Here is a 17514-nt window from a genome sequence, read left to right as displayed (position 1 = left end):
CGGTGGTCGTGCCGGTGTGACCGAGTCCTTGGCGGTGGTCGTGCCGGTGTGACCGAGTCCTTGGCGGTGGTCGTGCCGGTGTGACCGAGTCCTTGGCGGTGGTCGTGCCGGTGTGACCGAGCTCTTGTCGGTGGTCGTGCCGGTGTGACCGGGGCCTTGTTGGTGTCGTGCCAGTGCGACCGGACGCGATCCCGGGTGAAGACCGCTGCGAGCGCCCGGATCGCCACGACCGGTGGTAGGAAAGCCGCCATGGGGATGACCACCGCGCAGCGCCGGGCCCGCTTGGCCAACCGGCATCGGCTCGCCAACCCGGCCACCACTCCCGAGGAGGCGGCCGAGGCGGTGGTAGCCCTGCACGCCACCGATCCGGCCACCGTGCACCTCTCCGTGGTCGCCCGTGCCACCGCACCGGAGACCGAGCGCGCGCTCTACGACGACCGCACGCTCGTCCGCCTGCTCGGCATGCGCCGCACGATGTTCGTCGTGCCGAGGGAGGTCGCGCCCGTTGTACAAGCGGCGTGCTCCGACGAGATCGCCAGGAAGCAGCATGTCCTCCTGGTTAAACACCTCACCGAGAACGGCCACCCCGAGGGCGTGCCCCGGGCCGCCGAGTGGCTGGCCGCGGTCGAGGAGGAGACCGTCGAAGCGCTGCTGAAACGCGGCACGGCGCTCGGCCAGGAACTCGCCGACGACGTCCCGGGCCTGCGCCAGCAGCTGCGCATGGCGCCGGGCAAGCCGTACGAGGCGATCGGCAACGTCACCAGCCGCGTCCTGTTCCTGCTCGCCGCCGAGGGGCGGATCGTGCGCGGCCGCCCGCGCGGCACGTGGTTGTCCACGCAGTACCGCTGGTCCCCGATGGCGGACTGGCTGCCCGGCGGCCTGCCCGCTATCGACGCCGACCGGGCCCGTGTCGAACTGGCGCGACGCTGGCTGCACGCCTACGGCCCGGCGCCGCTCGCGGACCTGCGCTGGTGGACCGGCTGGACCGCCGCGCAGGCGAAGAAGGCGCTGACCGCGCTCGACCCGGTCGAGGTGGACCTCGAAGGCGGCGGCACCGGGCTGGTCCTGCCCGGCGACCTCGAACCCGAACCGGAGCCCGAACCGTGGATCGCGCTGCTGCCCGCGCTCGACCCGACGCCGATGGGCTGGGCCGCCCGCGACTGGTTCCTCGGTCCGCACCGCGACGCGCTGTTCGACCGCAACGGCAACGCGGGCCCGTCGATCTGGTGCGACGGGCGCGTCGTCGGTGGCTGGGGCCAGCGCCCGGATGGTGAGGTCGCGTTCCGCTGTCTGGATGACGTCGGCGCCGAAGCCACCGCCCGGATCGGTGAGGCGGCGGCACGACTGGGGGAGTGGCTCGGCTCCACGCGCGTCGTGCCGCGCTTCCGGACCCCGCTGGAACGCGCGCTGAGCGGATCATCTTGATCGATGTCTTGATCGATTCTTGACCACCGGCCGGGTGTAGTGGAAGTCTCGCTGGGGCATGCGGGAACGCCCAGGCCAGCACGCTAGGGTGGCCCCGAGTCCCCAGTCTGGCCGGGCCGGGCCCGGCCGAACCTCAGAGGAGTGGCAGCAGTGACGGTTCGCGTAGGTGTCAACGGCTTCGGCCGGATCGGCCGCAACTTCTTCCGGGCCGTGCAGGCCGGCGGCCACGACATCGAGGTGGTCGCGTTCAACGACCTCGGCGATGTCGCCACCATGGCCCAGCTGCTGAAGTACGACAGCATCCTCGGGCGGTACCCGGAGGAGATCAGCGTCAGCGACGAGGGCATCGTCGTCGGCGGCAAGACCATCAAGGCGCTCGCCGAGCGCGACCCGGCCAACCTGCCGTGGGGCGACCTCGGCGTGGACGTGGTCGTCGAGTCCACCGGCTTCTTCACCAACGCCGACGCGGCCAAGGCGCACGTCGCCGGTGGCGCGAAGAAGGTCATCATCTCGGCCCCGGCCAAGGGCGAGGACCTGACCGTGGTGCTCGGCGTGAACGACCACCTCTACGACGGCTCGCAGACGATCATCTCCAACGCCTCCTGCACCACCAACTGCCTGGCGCCGCTGGCCAAGGTGCTGCACGACGCCTTCGGCATCGAGCAGGGCCTGATGACCACCATCCACGCCTACACCCAGGACCAGAACCTGCAGGACGGCCCGCACAAGGACGCCCGCCGCGCCCGTGCCGCCGCGGTGAACGTGGTGCCGACCTCGACCGGCGCGGCCAAGGCCATCGGCCTGGTGCTGCCCGAGCTGAACGGCAAGCTGGACGGCTACTCGCTGCGCGTGCCCGTGCCCACCGGCTCGATCACCGACCTCACCGTGGACCTGGCCAAGACGGCCACCCTCGACGAGATCAACGCCGCCTACAAGGCCGCCGCGGACGGCCCGCTGAACGGCATCCTGCGCTACAGCGAGGACCCGATCGTCTCCAGCGACATCGTCAACGACCCGGCCTCCTGCATCTACGACGCGCCGATCACCAAGGTCATCGGCAACCAGGTCAAGGTGTACGGCTGGTACGACAACGAGTGGGGCTACTCCAGCCGCCTGGTGGACCTGGTCAAGCTCGTCGGCGGCAAGCTCTCCTGAAACCATGGCCGTGAAGACTCTCGATGACCTGATCAGCGAGGGTGTGGCGGGTCGGCGCGTGCTGGTGCGCGCCGACCTCAACGTCCCCCTCGACGGCGACCGGATCACCGACGACGGGCGGGTCCGGGCCGCGCTGCCGACGATCAAGCGGCTGGCCGGGGCCGGCGCGCGCGTGATCGTGGCGGCGCACCTCGGCCGCCCCAAGGGCGAGCCGGACGCCAAGTTCTCCCTCGCGCCGGTCGCGGCGCGGCTGGGCGAACTGCTCGGCGCGGAGGTCGCGCTGGCCGGTGACGTGGTCGGCGACAGCGCGAAGTCGGTCGCCGGCGCGCTGGCCGACGGCCAGGTGGCCCTGCTGGAGAACGTGCGGTTCGACCCGCGCGAGACCAGCAAGGTCGAGGAGGAGCGTGCCGACCTGGCGCGCGAGCTGGCCGAACTGACCGGCGAGAACGGCGCGTTCGTCTCCGACGGGTTCGGCGTGGTGCACCGCAAGCAGGCCTCCGTGTTCGACATCGCGGGCGTGCTCCCGGCCCACACCGGCGGCCTCGTGCTGGCCGAGCTCGACGTGCTGCGCAAGCTCACCGAGGAGCCCGCCCGGCCCTACGCCGTGGTGCTCGGCGGCGCCAAGGTCTCGGACAAGCTCGGCGTGATCGCCAACCTGCTGACCAAGGTCGACCGCCTGCTCATCGGCGGCGGCATGGCCTACACCTTCCTCAAGGCGCAGGGCTACGAGGTGGGCGGCTCGCTGCTGCAGGCCGACCAGCTCGACCAGGTCAGCGGCTTCCTCACCGAGGCCGAGAAGCGCGGTGTCGAACTGGTGCTACCGGTCGACGTGCTGGCCGCCACCGAGTTCGCCGCCGACGCGCCGTACGAGGTGGTCGACGCCACCGCGATCCCGGCCGACCGGCAGGGGCTCGACATCGGCCCGAAGACCCGCGAGCTGTTCGCCGGCAAGCTGGCCGACGCGGCGACGGTGTTCTGGAACGGCCCGATGGGCGTGTTCGAGTTCGAGGCGTTCGCGGGCGGCACGAAGGCGGTCGCCGAGGCGATCGCCGCGAGCGACGCGTTCAGCGTGGTCGGCGGCGGTGACTCCGCGGCCGCGGTGCGCCAGCTCGGCCTGCCCGAGGACGGTTTCTCGCACATCTCCACCGGCGGCGGCGCGTCGCTGGAATACCTCGAGGGCAAGGATCTGCCCGGCGTCTCGGTCCTGGGGGAGTAGGCACAGTGGCTCGCAAAGTTCTCATCGCAGGCAACTGGAAGATGAACCTCAACCACCTCGAGGCCATCGCGCTGGTGCAGAAGATCGCCTTCTCGCTGCCGGAGAAGTACTACGCCAAGGTGGACGTGACGGTGCTGCCGCCGTTCACCGACATCCGCAGCGTGCAGACGCTCACCGACGGCGACAAGCTCCTGCTCACCTACGGGGCGCAGGACCTGTCGCCGCACGACTCCGGTGCCTACACCGGGGACGTCTCGGGCCCGATGCTCGCCAAGCTCGGGTGCACCTACGTGACCATCGGGCACTCCGAGCGCCGGGAGTACCACAACGAGGACGACGAACTCGTCAACAAGAAGGTGCGTGCCGCGCTCAAGCACGGGGTCTCGCCGATCCTGTGCGTCGGTGAGCAGCTCGAGGTCCGCGAAGCAGGCGGGCAGATCGAGCACACCACGAACCAGCTGGTCGCGGGCCTCAAGGGGCTCAAGGCCGAGCAGGTGAAGAACGTGGTGGTCGCCTACGAGCCGGTCTGGGCCATCGGTACCGGCCGCGTCGCCACCCCGGCCGACGCGGAGGAGGTCTGCGCCGCGCTGCGGGCCACCCTGGCCGAGAAGTACGGCACCGAGATCGCCGACGAGGTCCGCGTGCTCTACGGCGGTTCGGTCAAGTCGGGCAACATCGGCGACCTGGTCAAGTGCGACAACATCGACGGGGCGCTGGTCGGCGGGGCGAGCCTGGACGCCGACGAGTTCACCAAGCTCTGCGCACTGGCCGCGGGCGGGCCGCTGCCCTGATCCGGCCGGTCACCGGGTAATGTGGGTCACGGTGCTCGTCGGCCCGCGCTGATCGCGCGTTTTCACCGAACACAGAGGATGAGATGAAACTGTTCCTGCAAGTGGTGTTGATCGCTTCCAGCGTGCTGCTGGTCGTCGCCGTCCTCCTGCACAGGGGACGCGGAGGCGGGCTTTCCTCCCTGTTCGGTGGCGGCATGCAGTCCAGCCTGGCGGGATCGAGCGTGGCCGAGAAGAACCTCGACCGGATCACGCTGGGCCTCGGTGCGATCTGGCTGATCAGCATCGTCGGGCTGGGCCTGCTGCTGAAGATCTGAGCGGCACGAGCCGTGGACCCGGCCGGGTGCGCGCCCGGCCAAGCAGAGTGGCACGGCGTACCGTGCGGGTGCGCCGGGGAACAAGACCGGGGTGTGAGAGTTCATGGTTGGCGGAAACGCGATTCGGGGTACCAGGGTCGGGGCGGGCCCGTCCGGCGAGTCCGAGCGGGGGGAGTCGGCGCCGCGGCGCCGGATCTCGTACTGGTGCGCCAACGGGCATGAGGCTCGCCCGTCCTTCGCCTTGGAAGCGGAGATTCCCGAGGAGTGGGACTGCCCGCGATGCGGGCTGCCGGGTGGGCAGGACGAGCAGAACCCGCCCGCCGCACCGCGGACGGAGCCGTACAAGACGCATCTCGCCTACGTGAAGGAGCGCCGCAGCGACGCGGATGGCGAAGCCATTCTCGCCGAGGCGCTCGACCGGCTGCGCAAGCGGCGCGAGATCATCTGATCGGCCCAACTCCATTGCGCTGAATGGGGCGTTGCTCGTGGTCACCGCGAGCAACGCCCCATTCATGGCGTTCGGGGGCTAACCCGGGAGCGGGTAGACCGCCCGGACCCGGAAGCCGCCGTCGTCGGTGGGGGCCGTTTCGAACGTGCCGCCGAGCAGCCGTGCCCGTTCGGCGAGGCCGGTCAGGCCGTGCCCGCCCGAGGGCAGGCCGCGTGCCGGTTCGCAGGGCTGCTCGTTGAGTACCTCCACGCCGAGCGCGTCCTCTTCGCCGCGCACGCACACCGTCGCCTTCGCGCCGGGCGCGTGCTTGTGCACGTTGGTCAGGCACTCCTGGACGGTCCGGTAGGCCGCCGCGGACACCTGGCGCGGCACGGTCTCGGGAATGCGCTCCACGGTCAGCTGCACCGGCACGTCCGAGGTCCGGATGAGCTGGTGCAACTCGTCGATTCCGGGCTGTGGCCCGTCCTCGTCCACCCCGGAGCGCAGGACGCCGACCAGGGTGCGCAGTTCCTCCAGGGTGCGCTTGCTCAGCTGCCGGATGTTCTCCGCGGCCTGGTGCGCCTCGGTACCCGGCGCGGAGATGGACAGCACGTTCGCCTGCATCGCGATCAGCGTGATGTCGTGGGAGACCACGTCGTGCATCTCCCTGGCCAGGCGCGCGCGTTCCTGCGCCCGGACGGCCTGGGCGTGCAGCTGCTGCTCGCGGTCGCGGCTGGCGGCCAGCTCGGCCAGCTTGTCGGACAGTTCGCTCCTGGCCCGGATCAGCAGGCCCAGCGCGACCGGCATGCCGGCGACGACCACGCCGTAGATGCCGTCGAGCACGTGCTCCTGCCAGCTCAGCGCGGCGAACTCGTCCAGCGGCCACAGGATGAACCGGCTGGCCCAGACCATGCCGAAGCCGGCCATGGTCTGCCAGTTCAACCCGCGGCGGGTGGCCAGCATGCCCAGCGCGATCATCGCCGCCAGCTGCGCCCAGCCGGCCAGGTAGCCGGGGAAGGTCGCCAGCACCACGCCGAACGGCAGCCACCGCCGCGCCACCAGCGCGACGCACGAGAGCGCCGAGAGCCAGATGGAGTAGGTCATGGCTTCTTCGGGAAAGACGAGCCAGACGTCCAGCACGGCGAGCGCGATCGCCAGGACGTCGATGGACAGTGCGCGCACGGCCCGTTTCCGGAACCAGTCCGCGATGCTGCCGTCACGGATGTGCCCGGTCGTGTCCGCCCTCGGGCGGCCGACCGACATTCCCGGTATGGAGAGTCCCTCTGTGGTCATCGCATGGACCTCTCGTCTTGTGGACTTACTGAGGAGAGGGGTCCACCACCCGATCGGGACGCGGCACATCGGACAAATTAGCGGACGCTAACGTTGTTTTGCCGGTTGGCGGTAAGTTTCCGGCCATTCAGCCGTATGCCTGTCCGGTTGGGCGATCGGAGATCACCCGTCCGGGGGATGACCAGGACTGTCCGATAATCGGACAAAAGCGGGGCTTGATCGATCAGGCGATCCGCGGCCGGAACACGTTCGTGGTTTTCGCCGCCGCCGTGCGGTCGAGCAGCCACAGCGTGCGCCGCTGTCCGCGCGCGCCCGCCACCGGCAACTGGACCTCGCCGGCGCCCGCCAGCGCGAGCGCCACCGCGTCGGCCTTCGCCGCGCCGGTGGTCACCAGCCAGACCTCCGCCGAGCGCCGGATCGCCGGGAGCGTCAGCGAGATCCGCGTCGGCGGCGGTTTCGGTGAATTCCGCACCGCGATCACCGAGCGCTCGGTCTCGTAGACCGCCGGGGTCTCGGGGAAGATCGACGCGGTGTGGCCCTCGCCGCCGAGGCCGAGCAGGGTCACGTCGAAGGTCGGCACGTCGCCGTGGTCCTCCGGCCGCGCGTTGCCGGCGAGGATCCGCGCGTAGTCGGCCGCCGCGGCGTCCGGGTCGTCGCCGAACCGGCCGTCGGACGGGGCCATCGCGTGGACCCGCGCCGGGTCGAGCGGCACGTGGTCGAGCAGGGCTTCGCGGGCCTGCTTCTCGTTGCGCTCGTCGTCGTCCGCGGGCAGGAAGCGCTCGTCGCCCCAGTAGAGGTCGAGCTTCGACCAGTCGATCGCGTCCCTGGCGGGGGAGTTGCGCAGCTCCCGCAGGATCGCGATGCCGGTGCCGCCGCCGGTCAGCACCAGCGAGGCGGAGCCGCGCGCGGCCTGCACGTCGACCAGCCGGGTGACCAGCCGGGCCGCGCAGGCCGCCGCGAGCAACTGCGGATCGGAGTAGACGACTACCTCGGAGGTGCTCATGACTTCGCTTTCGCCGGTGCTTTCGCCTTCGCGGTGGACCCCTTGGCCGGGGCCTTCGCCTCGCCCGCCGCGCTGGGCGCCTTCGCTTCGGCCGCGGTGGAACCCTTCGCCGGGGCTTTCGCGTCGGCCGTGGTGGGCGCCTTCGCCGAGGTCTTCGCGTCGGCCGTGGTGGGCGTCTTCGAGGTGGTGGCCTTGCGCGGGGTCGTCTCGGCCTTGGCCGGGGACTTGCGCGCGGTCGCCGCGATCTTGCCGAGGCCGTGCAGGGCGGCCTCGTAGATCTCGTCCGGGTCGAGCCGGCGCAACTCCTCGATCAGGCAGTCCTTGTTGTCCCGCCGCTGCAGGGCGATCCGCCGGGCCGGCTGGCCGGGCTGGGTCAGCGTGCCCACCCTGCCGTCCGGGCGCGACAGCTCGATCGCCCCGGAGCGCCGCTCCAGCGTGACCGACAGAATGCCCTGCGCACTGCTCGACTTCACCCGCTTGACCGGCGCCTTCAGGTACTCCGCCAGCCACCCCGCGAGCAGCTCGGTCGACGGCGAGTCGGCCTCACCGGTGACCGTGGCCGAGAGCACCTTCTCGTACGGCGGCAGGTCCAGCGCGCTGACCAGCTGGGCCCGCCAGTTCGTCAGCCGCGTCCAGGCCAGGTCGGTGTCACCGTCGGTGTAGGCCTTGCCGCGCGTGCCGAGCGCGCGGATCGGGTTCTTCTCCGCCGCCGAATCGGTGATCCGGCGCTGCGCCAGCTCACCGAGCTGGTCCGCGGCCGGGTTGCGCGGCCCGGTCCCCGGCCACCAGGTGACGATCGGCGCGTCGGGCAGCAGCAGCGGCACGACCGCGCTCTGGCTGTTCGACGCCAGCGCGCCGTACAACCGCAGCACGATGACCTCGCTCGCCCCGGCGTCCCCGCCGACGCGGATCTGGCCGTCGATGCGCGGCGACGCCGTCTTCGCGCCCTTGGCCACCACGATCACCCGCGACGGGTGCTCCCGGCTGGCCTCGTTGGCCGCGTCGATCGCGTCTTCGAGGTGCTCGTCGTCGTCCGCGGCGATCACCAGCGTCAGCACCCGGCCCAGCGCCACGGCCCCGCCGCGCTCCCGCAGTTCGACCAGCTTCTTGTTCAGCTGCGAGGTGGTGGTGGACGGCAGATCGATGATCACGGGCGCCTCCAGTTGCGACCACTAGCGGCCAGCATCTCGTCCGCCGAGGACGGACCCCACGAGCCCGGCGGGTACTCCTCCGGCCTGCCGTGCTTGGCCCAGTGCGCCAGGATCGGGTCGAGGATCTCCCACGACAGCTCGACCTCCTCGTTCACCGGGAACAGCGACGGCTCGCCGAGCAGCACGTCCAGGATGAGCCGCTCGTAGGCCTCCGGCGAGGACTCGGTGAACGCGTGCCCGTAGCCGAAGTCCATCGTGACGTCGCGGACCTCCATCGTGGTCCCCGGCACCTTCGAGCCGAACCGCAGCGTCACGCCCTCGTCCGGTTGCACCCGGATGACCAGCGCGTTCTGCCCCAGCTCCTCGGTGGCGGTGGAGTCGAACGGCAGGTGCGGCGCCCGCTTGAACACCACCGCGATCTCGGTCACCCGGCGGCCCAGCCGCTTGCCGGTGCGCAGGTAGAACGGCACCCCCGCCCAGCGGCGGTTCTGCACCTCCAGCGTCACCGCGGCGTAGGTCTCGGTGGTCGAGTCCTTCGAGAACCCGCCCTCCTGCAGCAGGCCGGGCACCTTCTTGCCGCCCTGCCAGCCGCCGGTGTACTGCCCGCGCGCGGTGGTCGCCTCGAACGGCAGCAGCGGCTTGGTCGCGCCGAGCACCTTGACCTTCTCCGCGCGCAGCGCCTTCGGCTCGAACGAGACCGGCTCCTCCATCGCGGTGAACGCGAGCAGCTGGAGCAGGTGGTTCTGGATGACGTCGCGGGCCGCGCCGATCCCGTCGTAGTAGCCCGCGCGCCCGCCGAGGCCGATGTCCTCGGCCATGGTGATCTGCACGTGGTCGACGTAGTTGGCGTTCCAGATCGGCTCGAACAGCTGGTTCGCGAAGCGCAGCGCCAGGATGTTCTGCACCGTCTCCTTGCCGAGGTAGTGGTCGATGCGGAAGACCGACTCCTCGGGGAAGACGTCGTTGACGATCGCGTTCAGCTCCCGCGCGCTGCGCAGGTCGTGCCCGAACGGCTTCTCGATCACCACCCGGCGCCAGGTGCTCTCGTCGGTGTCGGCCAGCCCGGACCGGGCCAGCTGCTTGGTCACCACCGGGAACGCGCTCGGCGGGATCGACAGGTAGAACGCGGTGTTGCCGCCGGTGCCGCGCTCGGCGTCCAGGTCGCGCACGGTCCGCGCGAGCCGGTCGAACGCGTCGTCGTCGTCGAAGGTGCCCTGCACGAACCGGATGCCCTCGGCGAGCCGGTTCCACACCGACTCGCGGAACGGGGTGCGGGAGTGCTCGGCCACCGAATCGTGCACCAGCTCACCGAAGTCCTGGTGCTCCCAGTCCCGCCGGGCGAACCCGACCAGCGAGAACCCGGCGGGCAGCAGGCCGCGGTGGGCCAGGTCGTAGATCGCGGGCATCAGCTTCTTGCGGGACAGGTCCCCGGTGACGCCGAAGATCACCAGGCTGGACGGCCCGGCGATCCTCGGCAGCCGCTTGTCGCGGGGGTCCCGCAGCGGGTTGGTCCAGCTCACGCCAGCGCCTCCAGCGCGGCCACCAGCTGTGCCAGCCCGGCGGCCCGGTCGGTGAAGTGCAGGCGCAGCACCGGGCGGCCGTGCTCGGCGAGCACCTGCCCGTCCCCGAGCGCCTGCGCCAGTTGCAGCCCGGCCAGCGTGTACGGCCGGTCCGGCACCTCGAGGTCCTGCTCGGCGGCCCCGGTGAGCTGCAGGAAGAAGCCGTTCGGGTGGCCGCCCTTGTGGTACTGCCCGGTCGAGTGCAGGAACCGCGGGCCCCAGCCGAAGGTGGTCTGCACCCCGGTCCGCTTGGCCAGCTGCTGGCGCAGCACCGCGGTCGACGCGTCGTCGAGGCGGTCCAGGTAGGCCTGCACCGCCAGGTAGGCCGACGGCGCCTCGGTGGCCGAGTCCACAAAGGACTTCAGCGCCTCGCTCAGGTTCGCCGCGTCCAGGCCGTAGCCTTCGATCGCGCCGTCGGTGAACGACGGCTTGGCGCTGCCGGTCGCGGAAGCGGGCTGGTCCAGCAGCGCGCGCGCCGCCTTCTTCGCCGCCTCCACGTCGGGCTGGTCGAACGGGTTGATCCCGAGCAGCCGCCCGGCCAGCGCGGTGGCGAACTCCCAGAGCAGGAACTGCGCCCCGAGCGGGCCGGTCACCGAGAGCTGGGCGGGCGAGACCGAATGCCCGACGGCCACCGGGGTGGCGTCGGCACCGGCGTCGGCGAAGCCCGCCGCCTCCGGCGATTCGACCACCACCGGCAGCAGGCCGGTGCCCTGCTTGCCGGTGGACTCGGCGATCAGCTGCTCGGCCCAGTCACCGAACCCCTTGATCCCGGAACCGGTGTCGGCGAAGACCACCTTCTCCGCGTTCTGCCCGTGCCGCGCGCCCAGCGCCGCCGCCAGGCGGATGGCCGGGTTCGCCTCGTCGTCGGCGGCCAGCCGGTCGGCCACGCCGGCGGCCTGGTCCAGCAGGCGCGCCACGTCGGCACCGGCCAGCCCGGCCGGGACGAGCCCGAACGCGGTCAGCGCGGAGTACCGGCCACCCACGTTCGGATCGGCCAGGAAGACCTTGCGGTAACCCTCCCGTTCGGACAGTTCCGCCAGCGGCGAGCCGGGGTCGGTGACCACGACGATCCGCCGCTTGGCGTCGATCCCGTTGGCGGAGAACGCCTTCGCGAAGATCCGGCGGTGGCTGTCGGTCTCCACCGTGCCGCCGGACTTCGACGAGACCACCAGCACGGTCCGGTCGAGGTCCCCGGCCAGCGCGTCGGCGACCTGACCGGGGTCGGTGGTGTCGAGCACGGTGAGCGCGACGCCCTCGGTCCCGGTGATCACCTCCGGCGCCAGCGAGGAACCGCCCATCCCGGCCAGCACCACCCGGTCCACGCCCTCCGAGCGCAGTTCCGCGCGCAGCGCCTCGATCTCGCCGATCAGCGGCCGCGAGGACTTGTGCAGGGTGGTCCAGGACAACCGGATGGACGCCTCGGGCTCGGCCTCGGCACCCCACAGCGTGGGGTCCTGCGAAGCCAGCCGCGAGGCGGCCTTCTCGGCGATCAGGCTGTCCGCGAGCGGTTTCGCCTGTTGTTCCAGCGCGGGGTCGACGATCGTGACCCCCGCGCCCGTCTCTTCCGCTGCCATGCCTTCGCTCAGCCCTTCGCCTTCGCCAGCTGCCCGGTGACCGTTTCGAGCAGCTCGCTCCAGGACTTCTCGAACTTCTCCACGCCTTCGTTCTCCAGCACCAGGAACACGTCGGTGATGTCGATGCCGACGGCCTCCAGCTTGGCGAACAGCGCGCGGGCGGCGGTCTCGGTGCCGGAGACCTTGTCGCCGTCGATCTCGGCGTGGTCGGCCGCCGCCTCGAGGGTCTTCTCCGGCATGGTGTTCACCGTGTTCGCGACCACCAGCTGGTCCACGTAGCGGGTGTCCGAATAGGACGGGTCCTTCACCCCGGTGGAGGCCCACAGCGGGCGCTGCACGTTCGCGCCGTCGGCGGCCAGCGCCTTCCAGCGGTCCGAGGCGAACAGCTCTTCGTAGGCGGCGTAAGCGATCCGCGCGTTGGCGATGGCCGCCTCACCGCGCAGGGCCTTGGCCTCGTCGGTGCCGATGGCGTCGAGCCGCTTGTCGATCTCGGCGTCCACGCGGGACACGAAGAACGAGGCGACCGAGTGGATGCCCTTGAGGTCGTGGCCGTTCGCCTTGGCCTGCTCCAGACCGGCGAAGTAGGCCTCGATCACCGCGCGGTAGCGCTCCTCGGAGAAGATCAGCGTGACGTTGACGCTGACGCCCTCGGCGAGCGTGCGGGTGATCGCCGGCAGGCCCTCCTCGGTGGCCGGGATCTTGACCAGCAGGTTGGGCCGGTCGACCGTCTTCCACAGGTCCTGCGCCTCGGCCACGGTGGCGTCGGCGTCCTTGGCCAGCCGCGGGTCCACCTCGATGGACACCCGGCCGTCCACCCCGTTCGTGGCGGTGTAGACGTCGCGGAACAGGTCCGCGGCGTTGCGCACGTCGGTGGTGGTCAGCTCGCGCACGGTGGCGTCGAGGTCGGCGCCGCGGGCGGCCAGCTCGCCGACCTGCTTGTCGTACGCCTCACCCTTCGACAGCGCGTTGGCGAAAATCGTCGGGTTGGTGGTGACGCCCACGACGTGCTTGTCGCGGATCAGCCCGGCCAGGTTGCCGGTGTCGAGCCGCTCCCTGGACAGGTCGTCGAGCCAGATCGAGACCCCGGCCTCGGACAGCTGGGCCAGCCGATCGGTGCTGCTCATGACTTCATCCCCTTCGGTGGATTCAGGAGTTCTTGGCGGTGTCCAGCGACCGGCGGGCGGCGTCGACCACGGCCTCGGCGGTGATGCCGAACTCGCGGAACAGGGTGGCGAAGTCCGCGGAGGCGCCGAAGTGCTCGATGGAGACGATCTCGCCGGCGTCCCCGACGAACTTGTGCCACGGCTGGGCGATCCCGGCCTCCACGGCCACGCGTGCCTTCACCCCGGACGGGATCACCGACTCGCGGTAGGCCTGGTTCTGCGCCTCGAACCACTCGACGCACGGCATGGACACCACACGGGTGGAAACGCCGTCGGCCTCCAGCTTCTTCCTGGCCTCGACGGCCAGCTGCACCTCGGAACCGGTGGCGATGAGCACAACGTCCGGGGTGGCGCCGGAAGCCTCGGCGAGCACGTAGCCACCGCGGGCCACGCCCTCGGTGCTGGTGCCCTCGAGCACCGGCACGTTCTGGCGGGTCAGCGCCAGGCCCGACGGGTGCTCGTTGTCCTCCAGCACGGCCTTCCACGCGGCGGCGGTCTCGTTGGCGTCGGCCGGGCGGACCACGTTCAGCCCCGGGATGGCGCGCAGCGCGGACAGCTGCTCGATCGGCTGGTGCGTCGGGCCGTCCTCGCCGAGCCCGATCGAGTCGTGCGTCCACACGTAGATGACCGGCGCCTTCATCAGCGCGGCCAGCCGCACCGGCGGGCGCATGTAGTCGGAGAAGATCAGGAAGGTGGCGCCGTAGGGCCGGGTGCCGCCGTGCAGCGCGATGCCGTTGAGGATCGAGCCCATCGCGTGCTCGCGGACGCCGAAGTGCAGCGTGCGGCCGTACGGGCTGGTCTTCCACATGCCGGTGGCGGCGGACTCGGGACCGAACGAGTCGGCGCCCTTCATCGTGGTGTTGTTGCTCTCGGCCAGGTCGGCCGAACCGCCCCACAGCTCCGGCAGCGCCTCGGCGAGCGAGTTCAGCACCTCGCCGGAGGCCTTGCGGGTGGCCACGCCCTTGGCGTCGGGCTCCCACGACGGCAGCTTCTCCGACCAGCCGGCCGGCAGCTCGCGCCGGCTCAGCCGGGCCGCCAGCTTGGCGCGCTCGGGGTTGGCCTCGGCCCACGCGTCGAACTTGGTCTGCCACTCGGCCCGCGCCGCCTTGCCGCGCACGGCGGCCTTGCGGGTGTGCTCGATCACCTCGTCGGCGACCTCGAAGTCCTTGGTCTCGTCGAAACCGAGGATCTTCTTCACCGCGGCGACCTCGTCGGCGCCCAGTGCGGCGCCGTGCGCCTTGCCGGTGTTCATCTTGTTCGGCGCCGGGAAGCCGATCACCGTGCGCAGCAGGATGAACGACGGGCGGGTGGTCTCGGCCCTGGCGGCCTCGAGCGCGGCCTCGAACGCGACCACGTCCTCACCGCCGTCGACGACCTGGACGTGCCAGCCGTAGGCCTCGTAGCGCTTCGCGGTGTCCTCGGACAGCGCGATGTTCGTGTCGTCCTCGATGGAGATCTTGTTGTCGTCGTAGATGACGGTGAGGTTGCCCAGCTCCTGGCGCCCGGCGATGGAGGAGGCCTCGGAGGTGACGCCCTCCTCGATGTCCCCGTCGGAGGCGATCACGTAGATCTGGTGGTCAAAGATGCTTTCGCCGTAGGCGGGCTCGGGGTCGAGCAGGCCGCGCTCGCGGCGGGCCGCCATCGCCATGCCGACCGCGTTGGCCAGGCCCTGGCCCAGCGGGCCGGTGGTGGTCTCCACCCCGGCGGTGTGGCGGTACTCCGGGTGACCGGGGGTCTTCGAACCCCAGCGGCGCAGCTGCTTGAGGTCCTCCAGCTCCAGGCCGAACCCGGCCAGGTACAGCTGGATGTAGAGGGTCAGGCTGGAGTGCCCGGCGGAGAGGATGAACCGGTCACGGGCCGGCCACTCCGGGTCGGCCGGGTCGTGCCGCATGACCCGCTGGAACAGCGAGTAGGCGGCCGGGGCCAGGCTCATCGCCGTGCCGGGGTGCCCGCTGCCGCAGTTCTCCACGGCGTCGGCCGCGAGCACCCGGGCGGTGTCCACCGCGCGGGTGTCCAGCTCGGTCCAGTCGGCGGGGTAGTTCCGCCGGATGAGAGGGTTGTTCTCGCTGCTGAGGGCGGTTTCGGACACTGAACTCGAACTCCCCGTCTTCGGTGATTCGCTTGCTTGGCACGGTGCTTGCCGGCTGGCGCGCTTGATCGATCCGGGGTGCACGATATTCCTGTTCGCCACCCCTCGCACGGGCGCGCCACGCCCACGCGGGCCAGCCTAGTCGTAGGCGTACCCGGAGCCGTGGACCCCAACCGTGTCAAGACCCCCTCGGTTGATCCGGACACGAGGCCGATTACGATCGGTCAGGGCGCAGGCCCGGCGAGGTTTCGGGCCCACCGCAAGATCCAGTTCGAAGCCCCGCGTCCCACCCGGACCGACTGTGAAGCAGCAGGGAGCGAAATGTCGTTGGTGCACGCCGCGCACGGACGCGGTGAAACCAGCGCCGTGGACGCACCCGAGGAGCCAGGTGGCCGGCGTAGCCCCCGCCGGGTCATCGGTGCCTACGCCGCGCTCGCCAAACCCCGTGTGATCGAGCTGTTGCTGGTCACCACCATCCCGGCGATGTTCCTGGCCGGCCGTGAGATCCCGAACCCCTGGCTGGTGCTGGCCACCCTGCTCGGCGGGACGATGGCCGCGGGCAGCGCGAACGCGCTGAACTGCGTGATCGACGCCGACATCGACAAGGTGATGAACCGCACCAAGCGGCGCCCCCTGGTCAAGGACTCGGTGCCGCGGCGCAACGCGCTGATCTTCGGGCTGGTGCTCGGGGTCGCCTCGTTCGCTGTGTTGTTCTTCACGGTGAACCTGCTCTCGGCGATCCTCGCCATCGCGACGATCCTGTTCTACATCTTCGTCTACACCCTCGGCCTCAAGCGGCGGACGCCGCAGAACGTGGTCTGGGGCGGCGCGGCCGGCTGCATGCCGGTGGTGATCGGCTGGGCCGCGGTCTCCGGCACGGTCGAGTGGCCCGCGTTCGTGATGTTCGGCGTGATCTTCTTCTGGACGCCGCCGCACACCTGGGCGCTGGCGATGAAGTACCGCGAGGACTACGAGCGCGCGGGCGTGCCGATGCTGCCGGTGGTGGCCACCCCGCAGCACGTGGCCAAGCAGATCGTCATCTACTCGTGGGTGATGGTCGGCTGGACCCTGCTGCTGGCCCCGGCCACCAGCTGGCTCTACGCCTCGTTCGCCGCGCTCGCCGGTGCGTGGTTCCTCTTCTACGCGCACCGGCTGCGCGCCGCGGTGAACCGCGGGGTGGAGACCAAGCCGATGGCCCTGTTCCACCGCTCGAACACCTACCTGATGATCGTCTTCTGCGCGCTGGCGGTGGATTCGGCGATCGGGCTGCCCGCGCTGGGCCTGCCCTTCTGAGCCGGATCGCCCTGCGCGTAGGCCAGCGGCGGCAGGATGCCACGGGCGTCCGCGCCGCCGCGCCACAGGCCGATCACCAGCGCGGCGGTCGCCTCCAGGAGACCGGCCCGTGCCAGGCCACCGCCCGCGGCGGGCACGCAGCCGAGGTCGCGCACGAGTGACTCCACTGTGGCCAGTGCGGCGGGATCGTCCCCGCAGAGCGGCACCACCAGCGGCGAGCCGCCGAACACCGGGGGTGTCATCCGCCACACGTCCTCGTGGCACAGGTTGAACGCCTTCACCACCCGGCCGCCGCTGAGCTCCGCGACCCGCTGAGCCGCCGACGTGGTCCCGGTGACCAGTTCACCTTCCACGATCGGGTTCGTGCAGTCGACCACCACCTTGCCCGCCAGCGAGCCGCCCGCCGCGCGCAGCGTGTCCTCCACGCCTTCGTGCCGCACGGCCAGCAGCACCACCTCGCCGAAGGCCGCCGCTTCGGCGAAGGCGCCCGCCGGGGCGCGCCCGCTGGTCCGCACCCGGTGCCCGGCCCGCGTCCATTGCGTACCCAGCGCGTCCGCCATGTTGCCCGCCCCGAGGATCCCGATCCGCATCCGTACCTCCACCTGGTGTTGGAAGATCGACGGTAGGGATTCCGATAGGCACCATCCGGTGCCCGTGCCCCCAGGAGGTTCCGTGCCCGACTTCCTCGCCGACTGCCGTGCCCGCCTCGCCTTCGACCTGCTCGCCAACACGTGGAACTCGGTGGTGCTGTGGGCACTGCGCCACGGCCCGCGCCGACCGGGCGAACTGCGTGAGCGGATCGGCGGAATCCGGCCGAAGGTGCTCACCGAGACCCTGCGGCGGCTGGAGGCCAACGGGCTGGTCACGCGGCGCGCCTACGCCGAGGCGCCACCGCGCGTGGAGTACGCGCTCACCCCGCTGGGCGAAACCCTGCTCGAACCGATCGGGGCGCTGGGGGAGTGGGCCTTCGCGCACGGCGACGAGGTGATGGCGGCGCGGCCGGATTGACCGGGCCGCCCGCGTAGAATCGATCGGAATCCCCCTCGTACGAAAGTGAGTCA

General features: G+C 71.1%; 16 protein-coding genes. 8 read left to right on the top strand and 8 right to left on the bottom strand.

The window, feature by feature from the left end; translation table 11 throughout:
- Positions 1-249 precede the first annotated feature (249 nt).
- The 6 genes from JYK18_RS38330 to JYK18_RS38305 all read left to right on the top strand — a co-directional run bounded on the left by JYK18_RS38330 (position 250) and on the right by JYK18_RS38305 (position 5349).
- On the top strand, positions 250-1425 hold the full coding sequence (locus tag JYK18_RS38330) for a winged helix DNA-binding domain-containing protein (RefSeq protein ID WP_374195095.1): 1176 nt from the start codon (positions 250-252) through the stop codon (positions 1423-1425).
- 150 nt (positions 1426-1575) lie between these two features.
- Positions 1576-2580: a type I glyceraldehyde-3-phosphate dehydrogenase gene (gap, locus tag JYK18_RS38325; protein WP_206808704.1), complete on the top strand. Its 1005-nt coding sequence runs from the start codon at positions 1576-1578 to the stop codon at positions 2578-2580.
- 10 nt (positions 2581-2590) lie between these two features.
- Positions 2591-3796 (top strand): phosphoglycerate kinase, encoded by a 1206-nt coding sequence (gene pgk / locus JYK18_RS38320; protein WP_307796342.1) that lies wholly within the window; start codon positions 2591-2593, stop codon positions 3794-3796.
- Between the two features lie 5 nt (positions 3797-3801).
- Positions 3802-4587, top strand: coding sequence for a triose-phosphate isomerase (tpiA, locus tag JYK18_RS38315; RefSeq protein ID WP_206808696.1), 786 nt, complete (start codon positions 3802-3804; stop codon positions 4585-4587).
- Between the two features lie 83 nt (positions 4588-4670).
- The gene (gene secG, locus JYK18_RS38310) at positions 4671-4901 is read left to right on the top strand and encodes a preprotein translocase subunit SecG (protein ID WP_206808694.1); all 231 of its coding nucleotides are present in this window, start codon (positions 4671-4673) and stop codon (positions 4899-4901) included.
- A 103-nt stretch (positions 4902-5004) separates the two neighbouring features.
- On the top strand, positions 5005-5349 hold the full coding sequence (locus tag JYK18_RS38305) for an RNA polymerase-binding protein RbpA (protein WP_113691219.1): 345 nt from the start codon (positions 5005-5007) through the stop codon (positions 5347-5349).
- Between the two features lie 78 nt (positions 5350-5427).
- Here JYK18_RS38305 and JYK18_RS38300 read toward each other — a convergent pair whose 3' ends face one another.
- The 7 genes from JYK18_RS38300 to tkt form a co-directional block, all read right to left on the bottom strand.
- Entirely contained in the window at positions 5428-6621 is a 1194-nt protein-coding gene (locus JYK18_RS38300) for a sensor histidine kinase (RefSeq protein WP_206808693.1), read from the bottom strand.
- Between the two features lie 223 nt (positions 6622-6844).
- Complete coding sequence (gene pgl / locus JYK18_RS38295; RefSeq protein WP_206808692.1) at positions 6845-7624, bottom strand: 6-phosphogluconolactonase; 780 nt, start codon at positions 7622-7624, stop codon at positions 6845-6847.
- The gene (gene opcA / locus JYK18_RS38290) at positions 7621-8775 is read right to left on the bottom strand and encodes a glucose-6-phosphate dehydrogenase assembly protein OpcA (protein WP_206808691.1); all 1155 of its coding nucleotides are present in this window, start codon (positions 8773-8775) and stop codon (positions 7621-7623) included. Before opcA ends, pgl begins: the two co-directional genes overlap by 4 nt.
- On the bottom strand, positions 8772-10295 hold the full coding sequence (zwf, locus tag JYK18_RS38285) for a glucose-6-phosphate dehydrogenase (protein ID WP_206808690.1): 1524 nt from the start codon (positions 10293-10295) through the stop codon (positions 8772-8774). Before zwf ends, opcA begins: the two co-directional genes overlap by 4 nt.
- Positions 10292-11908, bottom strand: coding sequence for a glucose-6-phosphate isomerase (locus tag JYK18_RS38280; RefSeq protein ID WP_206808689.1), 1617 nt, complete (start codon positions 11906-11908; stop codon positions 10292-10294). Before JYK18_RS38280 ends, zwf begins: the two co-directional genes overlap by 4 nt.
- A gap of 8 nt (positions 11909-11916) precedes the next feature.
- Positions 11917-13032, bottom strand: coding sequence for a transaldolase (gene tal, locus JYK18_RS38275; RefSeq protein WP_206808688.1), 1116 nt, complete (start codon positions 13030-13032; stop codon positions 11917-11919).
- 22 nt (positions 13033-13054) lie between these two features.
- Positions 13055-15160 carry a transketolase gene (tkt, locus tag JYK18_RS38270; RefSeq protein ID WP_206808687.1) on the bottom strand — a complete coding sequence of 702 codons (2106 nt, stop codon included), beginning with the start codon at positions 15158-15160 and terminating at the stop codon, positions 13055-13057.
- Between the two features lie 321 nt (positions 15161-15481).
- Between tkt and JYK18_RS38265 the strand changes: the two genes are divergently transcribed.
- Positions 15482-16453, top strand: coding sequence for a heme o synthase (locus tag JYK18_RS38265; RefSeq protein ID WP_206808685.1), 972 nt, complete (start codon positions 15482-15484; stop codon positions 16451-16453).
- Here JYK18_RS38265 and JYK18_RS38260 read toward each other — a convergent pair.
- Positions 16378-17043, bottom strand: coding sequence for an NADPH-dependent F420 reductase (locus JYK18_RS38260; RefSeq protein WP_206808683.1), 666 nt, complete (start codon positions 17041-17043; stop codon positions 16378-16380). The two genes, JYK18_RS38265 and JYK18_RS38260, sit on opposite strands and share 76 nt — an antisense overlap.
- A gap of 82 nt (positions 17044-17125) precedes the next feature.
- Between JYK18_RS38260 and JYK18_RS47240 the strand changes: the two genes are divergently transcribed.
- Positions 17126-17461, top strand: a complete 336-nt coding sequence (locus tag JYK18_RS47240; protein WP_307796253.1) for a helix-turn-helix domain-containing protein — start codon at positions 17126-17128, stop codon at positions 17459-17461.
- The last annotated feature ends 53 nt before the right edge of the window (positions 17462-17514 follow it).

The sequence above is a fragment of the Amycolatopsis sp. 195334CR genome (assembly GCF_017309385.1).
Taxonomy (GTDB): domain Bacteria; phylum Actinomycetota; class Actinomycetes; order Mycobacteriales; family Pseudonocardiaceae; genus Amycolatopsis.
The sequence above is the reverse complement of the archived record's forward strand: the minus strand, read 5'-3'. Positions and strand labels throughout refer to the sequence as shown.

What these genes read in the sequence shown, in the direction of transcription:
- JYK18_RS38330 (WP_374195095.1), top strand. Translation starts at nt 250, where the DNA reads ATGGGGATGACCACCGCGCAGCGCCGGGCCCGCTTGGCCAACCGGCAT.
- JYK18_RS38260 (WP_206808683.1), bottom strand. Translation starts at nt 17,043, where the DNA reads ATGCGGATCGGGATCCTCGGGGCGGGCAACATGGCGGACGCGCTGGGT.
- pgl (WP_206808692.1), bottom strand. Translation starts at nt 7,624, where the DNA reads ATGAGCACCTCCGAGGTAGTCGTCTACTCCGATCCGCAGTTGCTCGCG.
- tal (WP_206808688.1), bottom strand. Translation starts at nt 13,032, where the DNA reads ATGAGCAGCACCGATCGGCTGGCCCAGCTGTCCGAGGCCGGGGTCTCG.
- JYK18_RS38280 (WP_206808689.1), bottom strand. Translation starts at nt 11,908, where the DNA reads ATGGCAGCGGAAGAGACGGGCGCGGGGGTCACGATCGTCGACCCCGCG.
- secG (WP_206808694.1), top strand. Translation starts at nt 4,671, where the DNA reads ATGAAACTGTTCCTGCAAGTGGTGTTGATCGCTTCCAGCGTGCTGCTG.
- JYK18_RS38300 (WP_206808693.1), bottom strand. Translation starts at nt 6,621, where the DNA reads ATGACCACAGAGGGACTCTCCATACCGGGAATGTCGGTCGGCCGCCCG.
- JYK18_RS38305 (WP_113691219.1), top strand. Translation starts at nt 5,005, where the DNA reads ATGGTTGGCGGAAACGCGATTCGGGGTACCAGGGTCGGGGCGGGCCCG.
- JYK18_RS38265 (WP_206808685.1), top strand. Translation starts at nt 15,482, where the DNA reads ATGTCGTTGGTGCACGCCGCGCACGGACGCGGTGAAACCAGCGCCGTG.